This window comes from Xenorhabdus budapestensis (assembly GCF_002632465.1).
Lineage (GTDB): Bacteria > Pseudomonadota > Gammaproteobacteria > Enterobacterales > Enterobacteriaceae > Xenorhabdus > Xenorhabdus budapestensis.
In genome coordinates this window covers 222,231-239,677 of the sequence record NZ_NIBS01000005.1, presented here as the reverse complement: position 1 = coordinate 239,677, position 17,447 = coordinate 222,231, and the positions used below count along the sequence as shown (strand labels likewise).

Sequence of the window (17,447 nt, the reverse complement as noted above, 5' to 3'; positions counted from 1 at the left end):
TGGTCCCACCTGACCCCATGCCGAACTCAGCAGTGAAACGCCGTAGCGCCGATGGTAGTGTGGGGTCTCCCCATGTGAGAGTAGGGCACTGCCAGACATCAATTCAGTCAGAGAAGCCATCCGTCCCCGGATGGCTTTTTTGCGTTTGCTCAGCAAAGTTGGGCCATATACCTTTCCTTATTCCCCATGAGTACCGCCGTGGTCTATTTCCCTTTTCGGTCCTACCTTAATTGATGAATCCATCTGTTCATCGTTGATTTACTGACATTAATTGCTTTGGCAACTTTGCTAACATTAGTTATTAAATTCAGAATTTGTTCTTTAATAGTGAATTAATTTCTTTGTTGTCCAATTTTGTGGTAAAAACGGATGTATATTTTAGATACAATATATTTGTTAACCTTATGATCTGTGTTCTTACGATCGATTATGATTGTATATCACTGAATAAAAGGATAAACGTTGAATTTTCAAGGGTTACAAGCAAAATACAGTCGTCTTTTTCGGGATAATGTAGCCTGGAAACTATTAAGAGCTGATAATGCACCGTACATTTTAGCTTTTTTAAGCGATTTGTTTTCTGAAAACAGTGAAGCTCCCTTCAGCCAGGCTCGAATATTACTTGATGAAGAATTAATCCGTTTCCGGGAATTGGATATTTGGAAAACAGAAACATCAGCGGGGACTTATCTTAATAAATGGATTAAAGAAGGCTGGCTGCGAGAAATGAATGATGTCTTGACCAAAACGGATGCCAGTGAAATTGCTATTCGTTTTGTCCAAGGGCTTGATGAACATAATTCAGGAACAACAGCATCTCATCTGAGAATTGTTCAGGATGCAGTTAGGGATTTTGCAGTAGCAATTAACTCAAATGTTAATGAACGTATCACGCTTTTAAAATCCAGAATATCAGAAATACAAAGAGAAATTGACGCATTGCATTCTGGTGTTGTTATTGAATTAACTGTAGCGGAACAAAGAGAAAGAATCCGTGAAATCTATCACTTGGCATCAATTTTAACCGGGGATTTTCGCCGTGTTGAAGATGAAGTCCGTCGATTAGATCAAAACATTCGAATTCAAATTATTGAAGAAGATTCCACAAAAGGAAATATTCTTCTTTCCGTGTTGGAGAAAGAAAATTTATTATTCCAAACTGACGCAGGTAGTGCATTTGAAAGCTTTTTCCATTTGCTATGTGATCAGCACAGAACAACAGAATTGCGGGAACAGCTTCGTAGTATTTTAAGTCGTCCGGTTGCAAAGCATTTAACTACTCAGCAGCAACAGTTTCTCAATCGATTGATGAGAGAACTGAGTCGAGAGAGTGAAAGGGTTTTTCAGATCAGGCGCCGAATAGAAGAAAGCTTACGTGCTTACATAGAAAGTGGTTATGCTCAGGAAAATCGGGCAGTAGAGCGATTACTTAATCGATTGGAAAAACTGGCTGTTGAACTAAAAAACGCAGGATGTAACTTACAAACAGAAACAACCCTATTACTGCCTACCGGGACAGCAATAATAAACTCTCCTGACAGTATGCAACTCAAGTTACCTGATGAAAAACTCAATACTTCTGGTGTTGAGGAAAATCTAAACTCTAAGTTGCCAAGTACGCAGATGTTGGATTGTCTTGATACAGTTCAAGTCAGGTTAATTGCTGAAAAGATCCTGGCTACATTAAAAAAATATGGGCCAATGACGATAGCTTCTATTGTGATTCATAACCCTATTGGTGCAGGATTGGAAGAATTAGTTGCCTATTTGAGAGTGGCAAAATCGATAGGCATGGTGTCATTGGAAGAAAACGAATCAGTAGAGATCAAGGATAAACAAGGTGTCCATTTGCGGGCATCTATTCCAACTTTTATTTTGAGTGCCGATTTATTTCCCGACAATTTAGATGAGTTAGTCCTTTAAATTATCTGGCTAGAAAGTGGGGGATGGACTATGAATAGATATAAGAAAGAAACCAGTTTTTTTGATCAGTTAATAAAAAATCATACACAGTCAGAGCGTTCCTCTAATACTCCTAACACAGAGTTAAATGCAGACTTTTCATTTGGGGAAGTGCTTCCTGATGATCATATATTGAGAGAAGATAACCGTCATTCTGATTTATTGAATGATACGGCGAATGATAAAGGCATGCCTGTTGAAGCGCGTCAGGTATTAGTCACTTTATTGCGTCATGGTGTCATATTGTCTTCACAGAAAATAAAGCTTTTTGCATCTCTTTGTCGCTATCAAAATAATATTCGTAAATATTTATCAGAAATTTATTTGAAATTAGTTCTGGATGAGAGAGTCGGGGTTGCGTTTATCGCAAATATTAATGATGAAGAAGACAAAAAATCTTTGGGGATGGATGATGATGAAGAGACATTGTCTATCATTAGCCGGAGAACGCTTTCTCTATATGACACGTTACTATTGTTGATACTTAGAAAACATTTTCAAGATCGGGAATCTTCAGGTGAACAAAAAATTATCATCGATATAGAACGAATTGAATCCAATCTGACTCCATTTCTGCCATTAACCAATAGCACCAAATCTGATTGTAAAAAACTCAATGGTGCCCTGACCAAAATGGTGAATAAAAAAATATTGAGTTCGGTACGAGGAAGTGATGATCGTTTTGAAATTACTCCAATCATTCGTTATGTCGTTAATGCTGAGTTTCTCGAAAAAATGCTTGCCGATTATCTCAACATGGTAAATGAAAAAGGTATAGCTCCCGGCAAAAAGAGTAGTGACATAAATATTGATGGTGAAACAGGAGATGACTATGTTGACTAACTCATTAATGCATACGAACCAAATCAGATTGGCTGAACTTTCCGTATATAACTGGGGTTCATTCAATGGACTGCACACCGCGCGGATTGATGAGGTGGGAACATTAGTTACGGGGGATAATGGTTCAGGAAAATCAACGTTTATAGATGGATTGATGGCTTTGTTGCTCCCCGCAGGCAGGGCGACATTCAACGTTGCAGCAGCACAGGGAGATCGTACTGACCGAACTTTAATTTCCTATATGCGGGGTAGTTTTGGTTCTGCTCATGATGGTGCTGGCACAAGAGTTAGAAGTAAACGTGAATCTGCCGTAGTTACCGGGCTCAGAGCATTATATCGGAGTGATGACGGTACAGAAATCACACTGGCAGCGCTTTTTTGGAACAGTAAATCAACCAATTCCCTGTCAGATGTGACACGGGTTTACGCCATTGCCAAAAGAAATCTGATACTGAAAGAAGTTCTTGATGCATTTGGTGAAGGTAATGTGCGGGCCCTCAAACAGTGGCTCCGTACTGATCCTACCATAACATGTTGTGATGACCGATTCTCTGAATATCAGGAGTTATATAGAAAGCTCTTATATATGGATAATAAAAACGCCCCGGCATTGCTTTCACGGGCATTGGGTTTAAAAAAGATTGATGATCTGACAGAGTTAATTCGTGAATTGGTCCTTGAACCCAGTACCGTTAAGGATGATGCCAGAAAGATAGTGGGAGAATTTTCCGATCTTGTTGCTATACACAGCCAACTTGTAGATACCAGAGCACAAAGGGATCATCTGGCTAAATTACCAGAGCTGAATGCTAGTCTGGAAAAATCAATAAAAGATCTGGAAAAACTGACAGCAGAGAAAAATGAATTGCCTGCCTATTTGGGTGAAATTTTCACACAATTGTGGAATGAAAAAATTATTGAGATTGAAGCACAACTGCAAAATATTCACCAGCGAATAGAGCAGGCTGAGATACAAGAAAGGGATACTCATGAGTTGGTCGAACGAAGACACGAAGAATATCTCCAGCTTGGTGGTATTAAAATAGAATCACTTCGCAAAGAGATTCAGCATACTAAAGATCAATTAAAAAGGATTATTCGGGAATCCTCACAATATCAGGACAATGTTAAGGCACTTGACCTTCCTTCCACGTTGCAACATACCGTATTTATTCAGAACCAATCTACTGTTGCAAGCAGGTCTGCCAATATTCAGGCAGAGCAGGAAGAATATGAGCAACAATTTGGTACCATCAGTGGAGAATTCAGTCAGTTACAGGGAAAAATAAAGCATATTTCTCAGGAAATCAGCGAAATAGAGTCAAGACCTAACTCTAATATTGATGTGAGATATCAGCAGCTCCGGGATGAATTGGTTAATTCCCTTGAATTAAACAAAGATGACTGCATCTTTATTGGAGAATTAATTGATGTTCAGGAGCATGAAAAGGCGTGGCAGGGGGCAATAGAAAGGGCTCTGGGAGGGCTGCGCACAACGCTTGCCATCCCACAGCACCGCTACCCAATGGTGACACGCTGGCTGAATGCCCGTCATACTGGCTTGCATGTGAGAGTCCAGGTTGTCACTGAGATTCAGGATAACGTTGTCGAGTTTAAGCTGAATGGATATTTAAGAAAATTAGCATGGCGGGAACATCCTTATCGGGAATGGCTCAAACACCACCTCCTGCGCTTTGATCTGCAATGTGTTGATAATACGGAAGAGTTAGACAAAACATCGTATTCAATGACGCAGCAAGGATTAATGCACATGGATAAAGGGCGTTTTGAGAAAAAAGATCAGTACCGGATCGATGATAGAAGACGCTGGTATTTAGGTTTTTCAAATAAATTGCGTTTAGCCATCCTTAATCATGACAAAAATAATTTCATACAGCAGTTATCTGTAATTGAAAAGCAGGTCAAAGAAGCACAAGAGGCGTTAAATTCCATTGTTAATATCAAAATATTGTTGGAAAAAGTGCAGAATTATCGATGGGATGATATCAATGCACCTTACTGGTATGACAAACTTTCAACCCTGGAAAGAGATCTGGAAGTACTGGAACAATCCAGTGATTCACTTGAAAAAGCGATGGAACGCTGGAAATCGGCGAAAGAACAGTTATTCCAGATCCAGTCAATATTAAAAGGGTTTAACGAACAATCAGGGGCGGTTAACTCAACGTTAAATGTGGCCAAAGGGGAATGGAGAAAAGCACAGGCCAAAGCATCAAAGGGGATATCCGATATCACGCGGCAGTGGCTAACCACTCGAGTGGGTAAGCTATATGCGGATGTATTGGATCGGGAATCAGAATTGGTTTCTCAGATTGAAGAAAAACTGGAACACCAACTGGAAAGTAGCCGTAACAATAAAAACCGGGCGGAAAAATCCTCTGTCAGCATAATGGCTTCGTTTAGATCCCATGAAAAGTGGCAGATTTATGCGGTGGACTGGCAAACCGATATTAGCAGCTTGCCTGACTACCTTAATCATCTGCAACAGTTGGAAAGTGAAGGCTTGCCGAATCTGGTAGATCAATTTATCGAACGACTAAATAAACATGCCACCCAGTCAATGGCAACTATCAAAACGAAACTTGAATCTGAGCGAGAAGATATTCTTGAGCGGATAGATATTATTAATCAGGTATTAAAGCGTACAGAATTTCGCTCAGGTACTTATTTGAGGCTGGGAAGCAAAAGGGAAAAATACCCACATGTTCAGGAATTTGATCGGCTTTTACTGAAAGTATTGAGTAAAGTGACAAGCGATGATCATGAAGGGCGATTCCGTGAACTCTGTAATGTGGTTTCAATTCTTGATAAAGCCAGCTCTTCCGGGACATTCACCACATTGGAAAGCCTGCGATTGCTTGATCCTCGTTATCAGATAGCATTTTATGCCGAAGAGATCGATGCTACGACTAGTGAGGTTCGTGACGTACTGGAATCATCCAGTGGTAAATCGGGAGGAGAAAAAGAATCTTTTGCTGCCACAATTGTGGCCGCGAGTTTAGCGTATGTATTAACCCCGGATGGTTATGACAGGCCAGTTTATTGCACTGTTTTTTTGGATGAAGCTTTTTCAAATACTGCGGAGTCTGTGAGCCGGCGTGTACTTCGTGTATTCAGGGAACTTTACATTCACGTTAATTTGATTACTCCCTATAAAAACCTGAATTTAGCAAGAGAATCAGCGCGTTCTTTACTAATTGCTGAACGAAATCAGGAAAATCATGATAGTCACCTTTGTGAAGTTACCTGGGAAGAAATTGACAGGATCATGAGTGAGGAAAAAAGAAACAAACTAGAAACTGAAATGCATGAATTTGGCATTAAGATTGAAAACTGACATGTAAAAATATGCAAAAAACACCACACACATATTCCTGGGGATTATTACCCACTCAGGTGAAAGAGATCGTCAGAAAAAGGGAATGGGATAACCTGTCTTCCTTAAAGGCACGTCTATTGGGAGCTAAACCATTTCCCATTCGTATTGGCTTAAAACCCCCCAGTGGTGCTTTTGCATTATCGGATTTGACACATTTTCAGCTAGTTGTCAGTGAATGGAAATCATTTCCCCACCAAGAAATGGTGTTGTGGTCGAGTAAAAAATTTCGTGAATTATCTGAGCAAGTTGTTCCAATTTGGGTTGTGATTGAATCCATGCAACAACTGATAAAGTTTTTAGGTAAGGACGCCATCCGCCGAAGTGTGATATGGGAAAGAAATATGAGACCCTTTTTACACATTGATGAAGTACTTTATCCGGCATTAGTCAAAAATATCGATATCGTAGAAAAAATCACGTTGAAAGAAGCGGAGTTACTGGCGAAATTACTTCCACAATTAAAACAAGGGCTAGGGAAAGGGCAATATCTACGGGCGCTGCCTATAATTGGTATTGATACCAAATTCTTGGAGAGTCACCTGCTCTTGTTGGAGGAACTTGTTGATATACTTCATGGCGGCGCAGTTTCTGAGGTTGGCGGGTTGGTGGATTGGCTAGGGTGTCAGACAAATCCTAAAGGCTGGCTGACAATCAGGCCACTTTGTCCTCATGTTGTTGACGCACTGGGAGGATTACCCATCCTCCAATTACCTTATGAATTACTGAAAGAGTATGAATTACCGGCATCAAATATCCTGGTGGTGGAAAACCTGCAATCAGGCTTAGCATTGCCTGATATGCTGGATACGGTGGCCGTTATTGGGGGAGGGAAAAATATTGCCTGGATGGATGCCCTATGGTTGAAGAAAAAACATGTCGGATACTGGGGAGATATTGATACATGGGGGCTAACTTTCTTAAGTAACGCCAGAGGAAAGTGTACCAAATTAGAATCAATAATGATGGATATTAACACTGTTAAAACCCATGAAGATAGAATGGGAATTGAAGATACACCAACTGAAGTTGTTCCTGAATTTCTTAGTGAAGAAGAAACTAATTTGTTTAATGGTCTGCTTTCCGGTTGCTTTCAATCTTCTCGTCTGGAACAAGAACGTTTGTCATCAGATTACATTAAACATCAACTCATTATTTGGTTAACAAAATAGAACCTGCCCAAAAGGGCAGGGGAATTTTAGTATTTAATGCTAATGTACATTTCCTTGTTCAATACCAATTCCTGTCTGTGAACGCAGAAATTGCTTACGGAACATTTCTCTTTCCAGTTGACCTTGTTCTGATGTATCTGTGATGGAGAAAAGCCATGCAGCGAAAAATGCTACAATCATAGAAAATAGGGCTGGATACTCATAAGGATAAATTGGTTTTTCATGACCAAGAATACTAACCCAGATTGTTGGGCCAAGGATCATTAATACGACGGCTATCATTAATCCCAGCCATCCACCAACCAAAGCTCCACGTGTTGTCAGCCTGCTCCAATACATTGACAATAAAATAATTGGGAAATTACAACTTGCTGCAATGGAGAAAGCCAGACCGACCATAAAAGCAATATTTTGTTTTTCGAATAAAATACCTAATCCAATAGCGATAATTCCCAGGAAGACGACAGTAATTTTGGAGATTTTTAACTCATCCTGTTCATTGGCTTGTCCCCGTTTAATCACATTTGCATAGAGATCATGAGAAACAGCTGAGGCACCAGCCAATGTTAGCCCTGCTACAACAGCTAAAATCGTGGCAAAAGCGACAGCAGAAATAAAACCGAGGAAGAAATCACCGCCAACCGCACTTGCAAGATGGACTGCGGCCATATTAGTCCCACCAATTAATGTTCCGGTTGGATCTTTAAATGCAGCATTGGGGCTGACCAACAGTATTGCACCAAATCCAATGATAAAGGTTAGGATGTAGAAATAACCAATAAAACCGGTGGCATAGAAAACACTTTTGCGGGCTTCTTTAGCATCATTAACAGTGAAAAATCGCATGATGATATGTGGTAAGCCAGCAGTACCAAACATTAACGCTAATCCTAAAGAGAGCGCAGATACAGGATCAGAAACTAATCCACCTGGACTCATAATATCCTGCCCGTGTGAGTGTACGGCAATAGCTTCTTTAAACAGGGTATTAAAATTGAAATTCACGGTTTTCATCACCATCAAAGCCATAAATGTTGCTCCAGCCAACAATAAAATTGCTTTGATAATCTGAACCCACGTCGTTGCCAGCATGCCACCAAACAGTACATACAGAACCATTAGAATACCAACTAAAACAACAGCAATGTGGTAATTCAGCCCGAATAGTAGTTCGATGAGTTTTCCGGCTCCAACCATTTGTGCAATCAGATATAATGCAACAACAACCAGCGATCCCATTGCAGACAAGGTACGGATAGGACGCTGTTTTAATCGATAAGAAGCGACATCAGCAAATGTGTAACGTCCAAGATTTCTCAACCTTTCAGCGATCAGGAACAAAATAATTGGCCAGCCAACAAGGAAGCCGATGGAATAAATCAGGCCATCATAACCGGAGGTATAAACCAATGCGGAAATCCCCAAAAAAGAGGCTGCTGACATATAATCCCCAGCAATGGCCATACCATTTTGAAAACCCGTGATCCGCCCCCCGGCAGTATAGTAATCTGAACGAGAAATTGTTCGTTTTGATGCCCAATAAGTAATGTAAAGCGTGAACCCAACGAACAACAGAAACATGATAATGGCTTGAATATTCAAAGGTTTATTTTCTACATTATTACCTGAAAGGGCGTCTGCCTGGGCTAAGATAGGATAGAGGGAAGAAAATAGCAGTATTGTTGAAAGGAGAAGCTTTTTCATTTTCCCACCTCCTTGAGAATAGCAGATGTCAGACGATCAAATTCACCATTTGCTCTGACAACATAAGTCCCTGTTAATATGAAAGAAATAAAAATAATACCGATACCAACAGGAATACCACGTGTTACGCTGGAGCCTTCATAAAGAGGTGTGCCAAGCCATTCGGGGGCAAAAGCAATGAGAAAAATAAAACTAACATAAAGCATTAACATAATGATGGACAACAACCAGGCAAAACGTCCGCGCTTCTCAACTAATTCCTTAAAGCGAGGATTATTCTCAACATCTTGATAAATATCGGTATTCATCAGAGTTTCTCCTTTTAAATGTTAAAGGACGTACCTTAGGCCACATTAAGGACTATCAGATACGGAGCAGCCGTATTCGGAGGAATTCATGACTACTTATCACGTCCCTGAGCAGTTCTGCACTTTTTGATGATACGTTACCAAGCCGCCCCACAGCGGCATGGGTGTTTTACGGCATATGCTAAGACATAGCCATGGACTGCTTTTCTTCTAGTAGTTTTTCAACAACGCCAGGATCGGCTAGAGTGGAAGTATCTCCTAAGTTACTGGTATCACCGGAAGCGATTTTGCGCAAAATACGTCGCATAATCTTTCCTGAACGCGTTTTGGGTAGAGAATCTGTCCAGTGAAGAATATCAGGGGTTGCAATCGGGCCGATTTCTTTGCGTACCCAATTTTTGACATCGCTATACAGCTCAGGAGAAGGTTCTTCACCGTGAATTAATGTGACATAAGCGTAAATAGCTTGTCCTTTAATATGGTGAGGGATCCCAACAACGGCTGCTTCAGCGATTTTAGGATGAGCGACCAGAGCCGACTCAATCTCTGCAGTACCCAATCGATGGCCTGAAATATTCAGCACATCATCAACGCGGCCAGTAATCCAGTAATAGCCGTCTTCATCACGTCTGGCACCATCCCCACTGAAATATGCCCCTTTGAAGGTAGAAAAATATGTTTGCTCAAAACGATCATGATCGCCAAACAGAGTCCTGGCTTGCCCCGGCCATGAATCTGTAATAACAAGATTTCCCTCGCATTCACCACTCAGAATGTCACCTGAGTTATCCACTAATGCGGGGCTAATGCCGAAGAATGGCAGAGTAGCTGATCCTGCTTTGAGATCAGTTGCTCCAGGTAATGGTGTGATCATGAAGCCACCCGTTTCCGTTTGCCACCATGTATCGACAATAGGGCATCTACTGTTGCCTATTTTTTTGTAATACCACTCCCAGGCTTCTGGGTTGATGGGTTCGCCTACAGAACCCATGATGCGTAATGATATACGCTTGGTTCCTTCAATAGCTTTATCCCCTTCGGCCATTAATGCACGAATGGCAGTTGGTGCGGTATAGAGGATATTCACCTGATGTTTATCGACAACCTGACTGAGGCGATTCACATCAGGATAGTTCGGTACACCTTCAAACATCACGGATGTTGCACCACAAGATAGCGGGCCATACAACAGATAACTATGACCTGTTACCCAACCAATATCGGCTGTACACCAATAAACTTCACCAGGGCGGTAATCAAACGTATATTTGAACGTCAAAGATGCGTAGACCAGATAACCCCCAGTGGTATGCAGAACCCCTTTGGGTTTACCTGTGGAGCCGGAAGTATAAAGAATAAATAGCGGATCTTCTGCATTCATCTCTTCGGCCTGACAGTCTGCATTAATCCCACTGGTTAATTCATGCCACCATAAATCACGTTCGGTCTGCCAGCTTGTTGCATTATCTGTACGTTTGAAAACAACAACATTGGTAACACTTGTCACGGCTGGATTGTTCAGTGCTTCATCGACATTTTTTTTCAGTGGAACAGTTCGTCCGGCTCGTATGCCTTCATTAGCAGTAATAATTAACTTGGCATTTGAATCGATAACCCGACCAGAAATTGCATCAGGAGAAAAACCACCGAAAATCACCGAGTGAATTGCGCCAATCCGGGCGCAAGCCAGCATGGCAACGGCCGCTTCCGGCACCATTGGCATATAGATAGCGACGACATCACCTTTTTTAATCCCAAGTTTTTTCAAAGCATTAGCGAATTGACAGACGTCGTGATATAGCTCTCGGTACGTAACATGTCTGGATTCAGCGGGATTATCTCCTTCCCAGATAATGGCAGTTTGATCACCACGCTCTTGTAAATGACGGTCAAGGCAGTTAGCACTTAGATTCAGTGTCCCATCTTCAAACCAGCGGATACTAATGTGTCCGGGGTCGAAAGAGCTGTTTTTAACCTTTGTATAAGGTTTTATCCAATCCAGTATCTTACCTTTCTCACCCCAGAACCCTTCAGGATCTTGTAGTGACCATTGGTAGTCTTGCATATATTGTTGCTTGTTTATCAGGGCTGTTTCTGCGATGTCAGCAGGAATAGGATGCTTGATTATTTGAGTCATATTTTTATCTCCTTGCAATTGTTAATACTATGTCAAAACAAGGTTAACTAAAGTGTAAGAAGAATTTTTGTTTCTTTTTTGCGCGGAAGATCACGCATTGGAAAGAATGAATTTCATGAGATGATCATTTAGTGCGGCGTATTTGTGAAAAATTAACTACCATTAATAATTTTATTTTTTGAATAAATACACTAACTAATGGATTTTATTCAGTTATTTTATCTAAGAAATGTATAAAAAGCGAAAGAGAAAGGAAACCATAGTTATAACATGGAATTGATAATCATTTTCATTGTTGTTTAATTCACTATAATAATCTTGCAGTTCACAAGGTGTGAGCCTCATACCCAATAAATAAAAGGTGTATATATTTTAAACAACTGGAGATATGACATGAGCCATTCACTACCTTCTCTACCATATCCTTATGATGCGCTAGAACCGCATTTCGATAAACAAACGATGATTATTCATCACACCAAACACCATCAAACCTACGTTACAAATACCAATCTTGCATTAGAATCCTGTCCAAAACTAGCCTGTCTGGAGATTGATGAACTCGTTCAGCGGCTTGATGAAGTTCCTGAGGATAAACGTACTTTCATGCGTAATAATGCAGGAGGTCATTCAAACCATAGTATGTTCTGGGAAGGTTTGAAATTAGGGACAACTTTATCTGGTGCCTTAAAAGCCGCGATAGAATGCGATTTTGGTAGCGTTGATGCTTTTAAAGAAAAATTTGAACAAGCAGCCGCAACTCGTTTTGGTTCTGGGTGGGCCTGGTTAGTATTAAAAGAAGATGGCAAACTTGAAGTTGTTTCTACTGCAAATCAGGATAGCCCATTGATGGGTGAAGAGATTTCCGGTACTTCTGGTTATCCTATTTTGGGATTAGATGTATGGGAACATGCTTATTATCTGAAGTATCAAAACCGTCGTCCCGACTATATTAAGGCATTTTGGCATGTCGTAAATTGGGAAGAAGCGGCAAAACGTTACGAAGAAAAAATGGAATAAGTTCTAAAAATCCCTCTCTTAATAATGCTGATCACTGTGGGGTCAGCATTTTTTTTACTTGTAGCAGAGATATTGACCTTTCACAATGCTCTCTCAAAGGGCAAAAGATGAAGCTTGCCGCGTTTATTCGGTCAGGATAATATTTATATTAGTCTATTGAGGAGAAATAGAAATGTATTACCCACAGGTATATAGAGGTAAAATAACATCTTCCGAAAAGTGGGGTTTCAGTGCAATCAACAAACTGTTGGTGAATGGCCGTTTACAGCTTACCTCTCTTGGTCTGGAAGGTGATGAACAGGCAGAGACTCGTTTTCATGGCGGTCCTGATCGCGCGCTTTGTCATTACCCTATGGAACATTACCTCTTTTGGAAAAGGCAATTTCCTGAATTAGTGGAATTATTTGTATCTCCCTTATTTGGTGAAAATATATCAACGGAGGGTATGACAGAAGAGAATGTTTTTATTGGGGATATTTTCCAGTGGGGAGAGGTAATTATTCAGGTGACACAGCCCCGCTCTCCTTGCTACAAACTTAATCTTATTACTGGAATTGCGAATTTTGCAGCCATGATGCAAGATGAAGGGTATTGTGGCTGGTTATATCGGGTCATCTCTTCAGATTTTGTCAGTGCTGCTGAACCACTAAAATTACTCAGTCGAAATAGTGATGTTTCTGTTAAGGATGCTATTTCCATTGCTTTTCATAGCCCATTTGATGGAGAGCAATACCAACGTCTAATGGGTGCAGCAGGGTTATCTGCTAGCTGGAATCTAACGATGCAAAAGCGGATATTGCATGGAAAAATAGAGGATTTCAATCGTCGTTTATTTGGGAAATAATTTATTTACTGATATATATTTTAATTAAAAAATATGTTGTTTTCTTGTAGTGGACGATAACAATAATTTTGTTATCGTTATACTTATTTTTTCTATTTTGTTCTGCTCTTTCAAATTATTATATTGTTTCTTTTATATAAAATTAATTTATCAATATTCTATATTAAAATGTTTGTTGATAAAATAAGATTATTATTAACTTGTTTATGATTAAAGGTTAAAAAGACTGATGTTTTTTAATGTGATATTTATCACAAAATAAGTACTCGTATTATTAGAATATGATTTATATGTGGATGATTTAAACCATAGAAGTATAGGTAGCCATAAATATTAGTTATATTAAGGGGTGGTTTATGAGTGTACCAAAGAAAATTCATTATTTTTGGGCGGGTAATAAAATATCAGAAGAAAATTTACAAAATATTATTGCTATGAAAGTGGAAAACCCTGGTTTCAGCCTTAATTTATGGGTAAATAATAAATCATTAATCAAAAAAACTTTTGATTCTCTCTTAAATAAATTTGGCTTAGGTGAAGTTTTTGGATGTGAATTTGATAAGGTACAGAGAGAATATTTTGAATCCAAAGATAGATCTCTAACAAAACAAAATAATTTTTTTATTAGAGATATAGGAGAGGCTTTTAAATCATTAGGTGGGGCTTTTTTTATTTTAGAGTCGATGTTTTATCGTAATATTAATGGGTATTATCATAATTATGCATTGGCTAGTGATATTGCACGTCTTGTCATTTTATATACAGAAGGAGGAATTTATCTGGATGTTGATGTTAAAGTGAAAGGTATCCGTTTTAATAAAAAAACCTGTTTTGATAATATTAATAAAGAGGCTAAATTTAAAAATATTAATGCACCATCAGGAATAGCTTTCGGTGATGCTAATGGAAAAGCATGGAAAAAAGGTAGTTATCTTGCAGGGAATGCTATTCTTGCGGCACCTACTAAATCAACTATAGTTTTTAAAATATTAAGTATTATTAATAATAAAATAGAAGCTAATCTCAATCAAAAATATATTGATATAAATAAAAGAATACCAATAATTAAACCACATCATATAATAAAACCAATTTATCCAAACCAAATGATTCAACTAAAAAACTTTGCTAATCCGGGGCAACCAATTAGTTCTCTTGATAAAAATACTAAAATTGACAGATGGGAAGGTGTAAGTAGAAAATATCCAGACTGGGGAAAAGATACATGGTGTGCATCACGTGTTATTCCTGATTTTCGTTTTGATGCTGCTGTCAATAATACAGGACCAAGAGTATATCACGAGTATTTAAAAGAAATTAACAGAGAAGGAAAACCTGAAGTTCCTGTACATCTTAGGTTTGAAAAAAATGGAACGGAATTTTTTGAAAAAGTTGATGCACACGGAAAGTGGAGGAATACAAGAGAGCCAATGATACAACAAAGGGGATTTCGCTATGATGATGCAGAATTCCCTTCTTTATCTAATTTTATTTTGGGAGATGCTGAGATCAGGATGTTACTAAAAAAATTAAAATGGGTATAAACCTAAATGAAATTTGTAATTCATATGCCAAAGGGTATCAATACCAACCCTTTGGCATGCACATAAAATTATTACGGATGAGCAATAAATCCAACCGCCTCATAGACTTTATCCAGAGTCGCCTGAGCACGAGCCTGTGCTTTAGCGGCACCTTCTGCCATGATTTGGTTAAGTAAAGCTTCATCATTACGGAAATGATGGAAACGTTCTTGTAAACCTGCCAGCATTTCACATACTGCATCTGCAACTGCACCTTTCAGATGGCCGTACATTTTTCCTTCAAATTCGGCTTCCAATTCAGGAATTGTTTTACCTGTGACGCCAGAAAGTATATCCAACAAATTGGAAACACCAGGTTTATTTTCCAGATCATAACGTACACGAGGTGGCTCTTCGGAATCGGTAACTGCACGTTTGATTTTTTTGGCAACAGATTTTGGATCTTCCATCAGGGCAATCACGTTATTGTGGTTATCATCTGACTTTGACATTTTCTTATTCGGATCTTGCAATGACATCACGCGTGCACCGTCTTTCGGAATGAATGGTTCTGGCACAGTGAAAATGTCGCCGTATAAGGCATTAAAGCGCAGTGCTAAATCACGGGTCAGTTCAAGATGCTGTTTCTGGTCAATACCAACTGGGATCTGATTGGCTTGATAAAGCAAAATATCAGAAGCCATCAGGACAGGATATTCAAATAAACCTGCATTAATGTTTTCTGGATAACGAGCTGATTTATCCTTAAATTGGGTCATGCGGCTGAGTTCGCCGAAATAGGTGTAACAATTTAATACCCAAGCCAGTTGAGTATGTTGTGGAACATGTGACTGAACGAAAATGGTGCTTTTCTTTGAATCAATGCCACAAGCAAGGTAAAGCGCCAGCGTATCCAGTGTGCGTTTTTTCAGTTCTTCGGGATCTTGGCGTACGGTAATAGAATGCTGGTTAACGATACAGTAGATACAATCATATTCATCCTGCATTTTAACCCACTGACGTAACGCCCCCATGTAGTTACCGATGGTCAATTCACCGGAGGGTTGTGCGCCGCTGAATACAATGGGTTTTTGTGCGTTTGGTTTCATTGCAGTGGGTTCATTCATTTTATTACGCTTCCTGTAAGTTCAAAGTTGATAGTCCAATTGTTGGGATTAAATTCGAGAAATTGTCCAATATATAATCTGGGCGACTTAATGCTATAGATTCTCCATAGTTATATCCATAGGTTAAGCCAACACAAGGACAACCTGCTGCCTGTGCAGCCAAAATATCATTACGTGAATCACCAACGAAAAGCAATTCTTCCTTATGTAAACCAAATATGCCCATTGTCAGATACAGTGGTGCCGGATGCGGTTTTTTCTGTTTAACATCGTCACTACCCAGCACCAGTGAAAAGTATTCACTGATACCTAATGATTCCAGCAATGGCGCAATAAAAGGTGTTGGCTTGTTAGTGATAATCGCCATCGGAAGGTTATGTTTTGCCAGCTCTGCCAAAGTTTCTTTGACATGAGGAAAGAGTTTGCTGCCTGTTGTGACTGTGGTTTTATAGAATTTATCAAACAGTTCGCGGGTTTCTCTGTGCAACTCTGGGGTAAATTCCACCGTCGCCCATTTCAATGCGCGTTCAACCATGATATCTGCGCCATTACCCACCCAAACCGCAACGCGTTCTTTTCCTGCTGTGGGCAGTCCTTTGGCAATCAGAGCCTGATCTAAAGCATCAGCCAGGCCACCGGCACTATCGACCAACGTTCCATCCAGATCAAATGCAATGGCCCGAATGTTTTTAACTACATTTTTTTCCATCATGTTGTCTGCCATTATGCTACTGTTGATAATTCACGGCGCATCTCATCAATGACTACTTTATAGTCAGGTTGACTGAAAATAGCGGAGCCTGCGACGAACATATCCGCCCCGGCCTGAGCTGCTGCGGCAATATTATTGGCTTTGATACCACCATCAATTTCAAGGCGAATATCGTATCCGCTTTCATCAATAAGTTTGCGTACCTGACGCAGTTTGTTCAGGGTTTCTGGAATGAAAGATTGACCGCCGAAACCAGGATTAACTGACATCAACAAAATGACGTCCAGTTTATCCATAACATAATCAAGATAGCTGAGAGATGTTGCCGGATTGAAAACTAAACCCGCTTTACAACCATGATCTTTAATCAGTTGCAACGTTCGGTGAAGATGCTCGCTCGCTTCGGGATGGAAAGTGATATAGGTTGCACCTGTTTTGGCAAAATCGGGGATAATGCGATCAACAGGTTTTACCATCAGGTGAACATCAATCGGAGCGGTAATACCATAATTGCGCAGAGCCTGACAGACCATCGGGCCAATTGTTAGGTTCGGGACGTAATGGTTATCCATAACGTCAAAATGCACAACATCAGCACCTGCTGCCAATACCTTTGCGGTATCTTCACCCAGACGGGCAAAATCTGCGGATAGAATGGATGGGGCAATCAGAAAATCTTTCTTCATTATTCTCTTCTC

General features: G+C 39.9%; 13 protein-coding genes and 1 rRNA gene. 8 read left to right on the top strand and 6 right to left on the bottom strand.

Annotated features, from left to right (window positions below):
- The 5 genes from rrf to Xbud_RS07560 all read left to right on the top strand — a co-directional run.
- A 5S ribosomal RNA gene (gene rrf, locus Xbud_RS07580) occupies window positions 1–97 on the top strand; the annotation flags it as partial.
- Between the two features lie 365 nt (window positions 98–462).
- Window positions 463–1,923: a DUF3375 domain-containing protein gene (locus tag Xbud_RS07575; protein WP_099135489.1), complete on the top strand. Its 1,461-nt coding sequence runs from the start codon at window positions 463–465 to the stop codon at window positions 1,921–1,923.
- Window positions 1,924–1,953: 30 nt separating this feature from the next.
- Window positions 1,954–2,805, top strand: a complete 852-nt coding sequence (locus Xbud_RS07570; protein WP_099135488.1) for a DUF4194 domain-containing protein — start codon at window positions 1,954–1,956, stop codon at window positions 2,803–2,805.
- Window positions 2,795–6,163 carry an ATP-binding protein gene (locus Xbud_RS07565; protein ID WP_244589877.1) on the top strand — a complete coding sequence of 1,123 codons (3,369 nt, stop codon included), beginning with the start codon at window positions 2,795–2,797 and terminating at the stop codon, window positions 6,161–6,163. Before Xbud_RS07570 ends, Xbud_RS07565 begins: the two co-directional genes overlap by 11 nt.
- Before the next feature lie 11 nt (window positions 6,164–6,174).
- On the top strand, window positions 6,175–7,374 hold the full coding sequence (locus Xbud_RS07560; protein ID WP_099135486.1) for a DUF3322 domain-containing protein: 1,200 nt from the start codon (window positions 6,175–6,177) through the stop codon (window positions 7,372–7,374).
- A 39-nt stretch (window positions 7,375–7,413) separates the two neighbouring features.
- Here the strand turns inward: Xbud_RS07560 and Xbud_RS07555 are convergent, their stop codons facing one another.
- From Xbud_RS07555 to acs, 3 genes are all read right to left on the bottom strand, one after another.
- Window positions 7,414–9,078: a cation acetate symporter gene (locus Xbud_RS07555; RefSeq protein WP_099135485.1), complete on the bottom strand. Its 1,665-nt coding sequence runs from the start codon at window positions 9,076–9,078 to the stop codon at window positions 7,414–7,416.
- Complete coding sequence (locus Xbud_RS07550) at window positions 9,075–9,386, bottom strand: DUF485 domain-containing protein (protein ID WP_099135484.1); 312 nt, start codon at window positions 9,384–9,386, stop codon at window positions 9,075–9,077. The genes Xbud_RS07555 and Xbud_RS07550 overlap by 4 nt, the downstream gene beginning before the upstream one ends.
- A 181-nt stretch (window positions 9,387–9,567) precedes the next feature.
- On the bottom strand, window positions 9,568–11,523 hold the full coding sequence (acs, locus tag Xbud_RS07545; RefSeq protein ID WP_099135483.1) for an acetate--CoA ligase: 1,956 nt from the start codon (window positions 11,521–11,523) through the stop codon (window positions 9,568–9,570).
- A 393-nt stretch (window positions 11,524–11,916) separates the two neighbouring features.
- On the opposite strand from acs, the gene sodA reads away from it, so the two are divergent.
- From sodA to Xbud_RS07530, 3 genes are all read left to right on the top strand, one after another.
- Window positions 11,917–12,543: a superoxide dismutase [Mn] gene (gene sodA / locus Xbud_RS07540; protein ID WP_099135482.1), complete on the top strand. Its 627-nt coding sequence runs from the start codon at window positions 11,917–11,919 to the stop codon at window positions 12,541–12,543.
- 172 nt (window positions 12,544–12,715) lie between these two features.
- The gene (gene yiiM, locus Xbud_RS07535) at window positions 12,716–13,387 is read left to right on the top strand and encodes a 6-hydroxyaminopurine reductase (RefSeq protein WP_099135481.1); all 672 of its coding nucleotides are present in this window, start codon (window positions 12,716–12,718) and stop codon (window positions 13,385–13,387) included.
- A 356-nt stretch (window positions 13,388–13,743) separates the two neighbouring features.
- The gene (locus Xbud_RS07530; RefSeq protein WP_211283499.1) at window positions 13,744–14,931 is read left to right on the top strand and encodes a TcdA/TcdB catalytic glycosyltransferase domain-containing protein; all 1,188 of its coding nucleotides are present in this window, start codon (window positions 13,744–13,746) and stop codon (window positions 14,929–14,931) included.
- A 71-nt stretch (window positions 14,932–15,002) separates the two neighbouring features.
- On the opposite strand, the gene trpS is transcribed toward Xbud_RS07530, so the two are convergent.
- From trpS to rpe, 3 genes are read right to left on the bottom strand one after another with little or no spacing between them, the layout of a single operon-like run.
- On the bottom strand, window positions 15,003–16,037 hold the full coding sequence (gene trpS, locus Xbud_RS07525) for a tryptophan--tRNA ligase (protein ID WP_099135480.1): 1,035 nt from the start codon (window positions 16,035–16,037) through the stop codon (window positions 15,003–15,005).
- A 4-nt stretch (window positions 16,038–16,041) separates the two neighbouring features.
- A complete protein-coding gene (locus Xbud_RS07520; RefSeq protein WP_099135501.1) occupies window positions 16,042–16,746 on the bottom strand; it encodes a phosphoglycolate phosphatase in 705 nt (234 codons plus the stop codon).
- A gap of 14 nt (window positions 16,747–16,760) precedes the next feature.
- Entirely contained in the window at window positions 16,761–17,435 is a 675-nt protein-coding gene (gene rpe / locus Xbud_RS07515; protein ID WP_099135479.1) for a ribulose-phosphate 3-epimerase, read from the bottom strand.
- Between the last annotated feature and the right edge of the window lie 12 nt (window positions 17,436–17,447).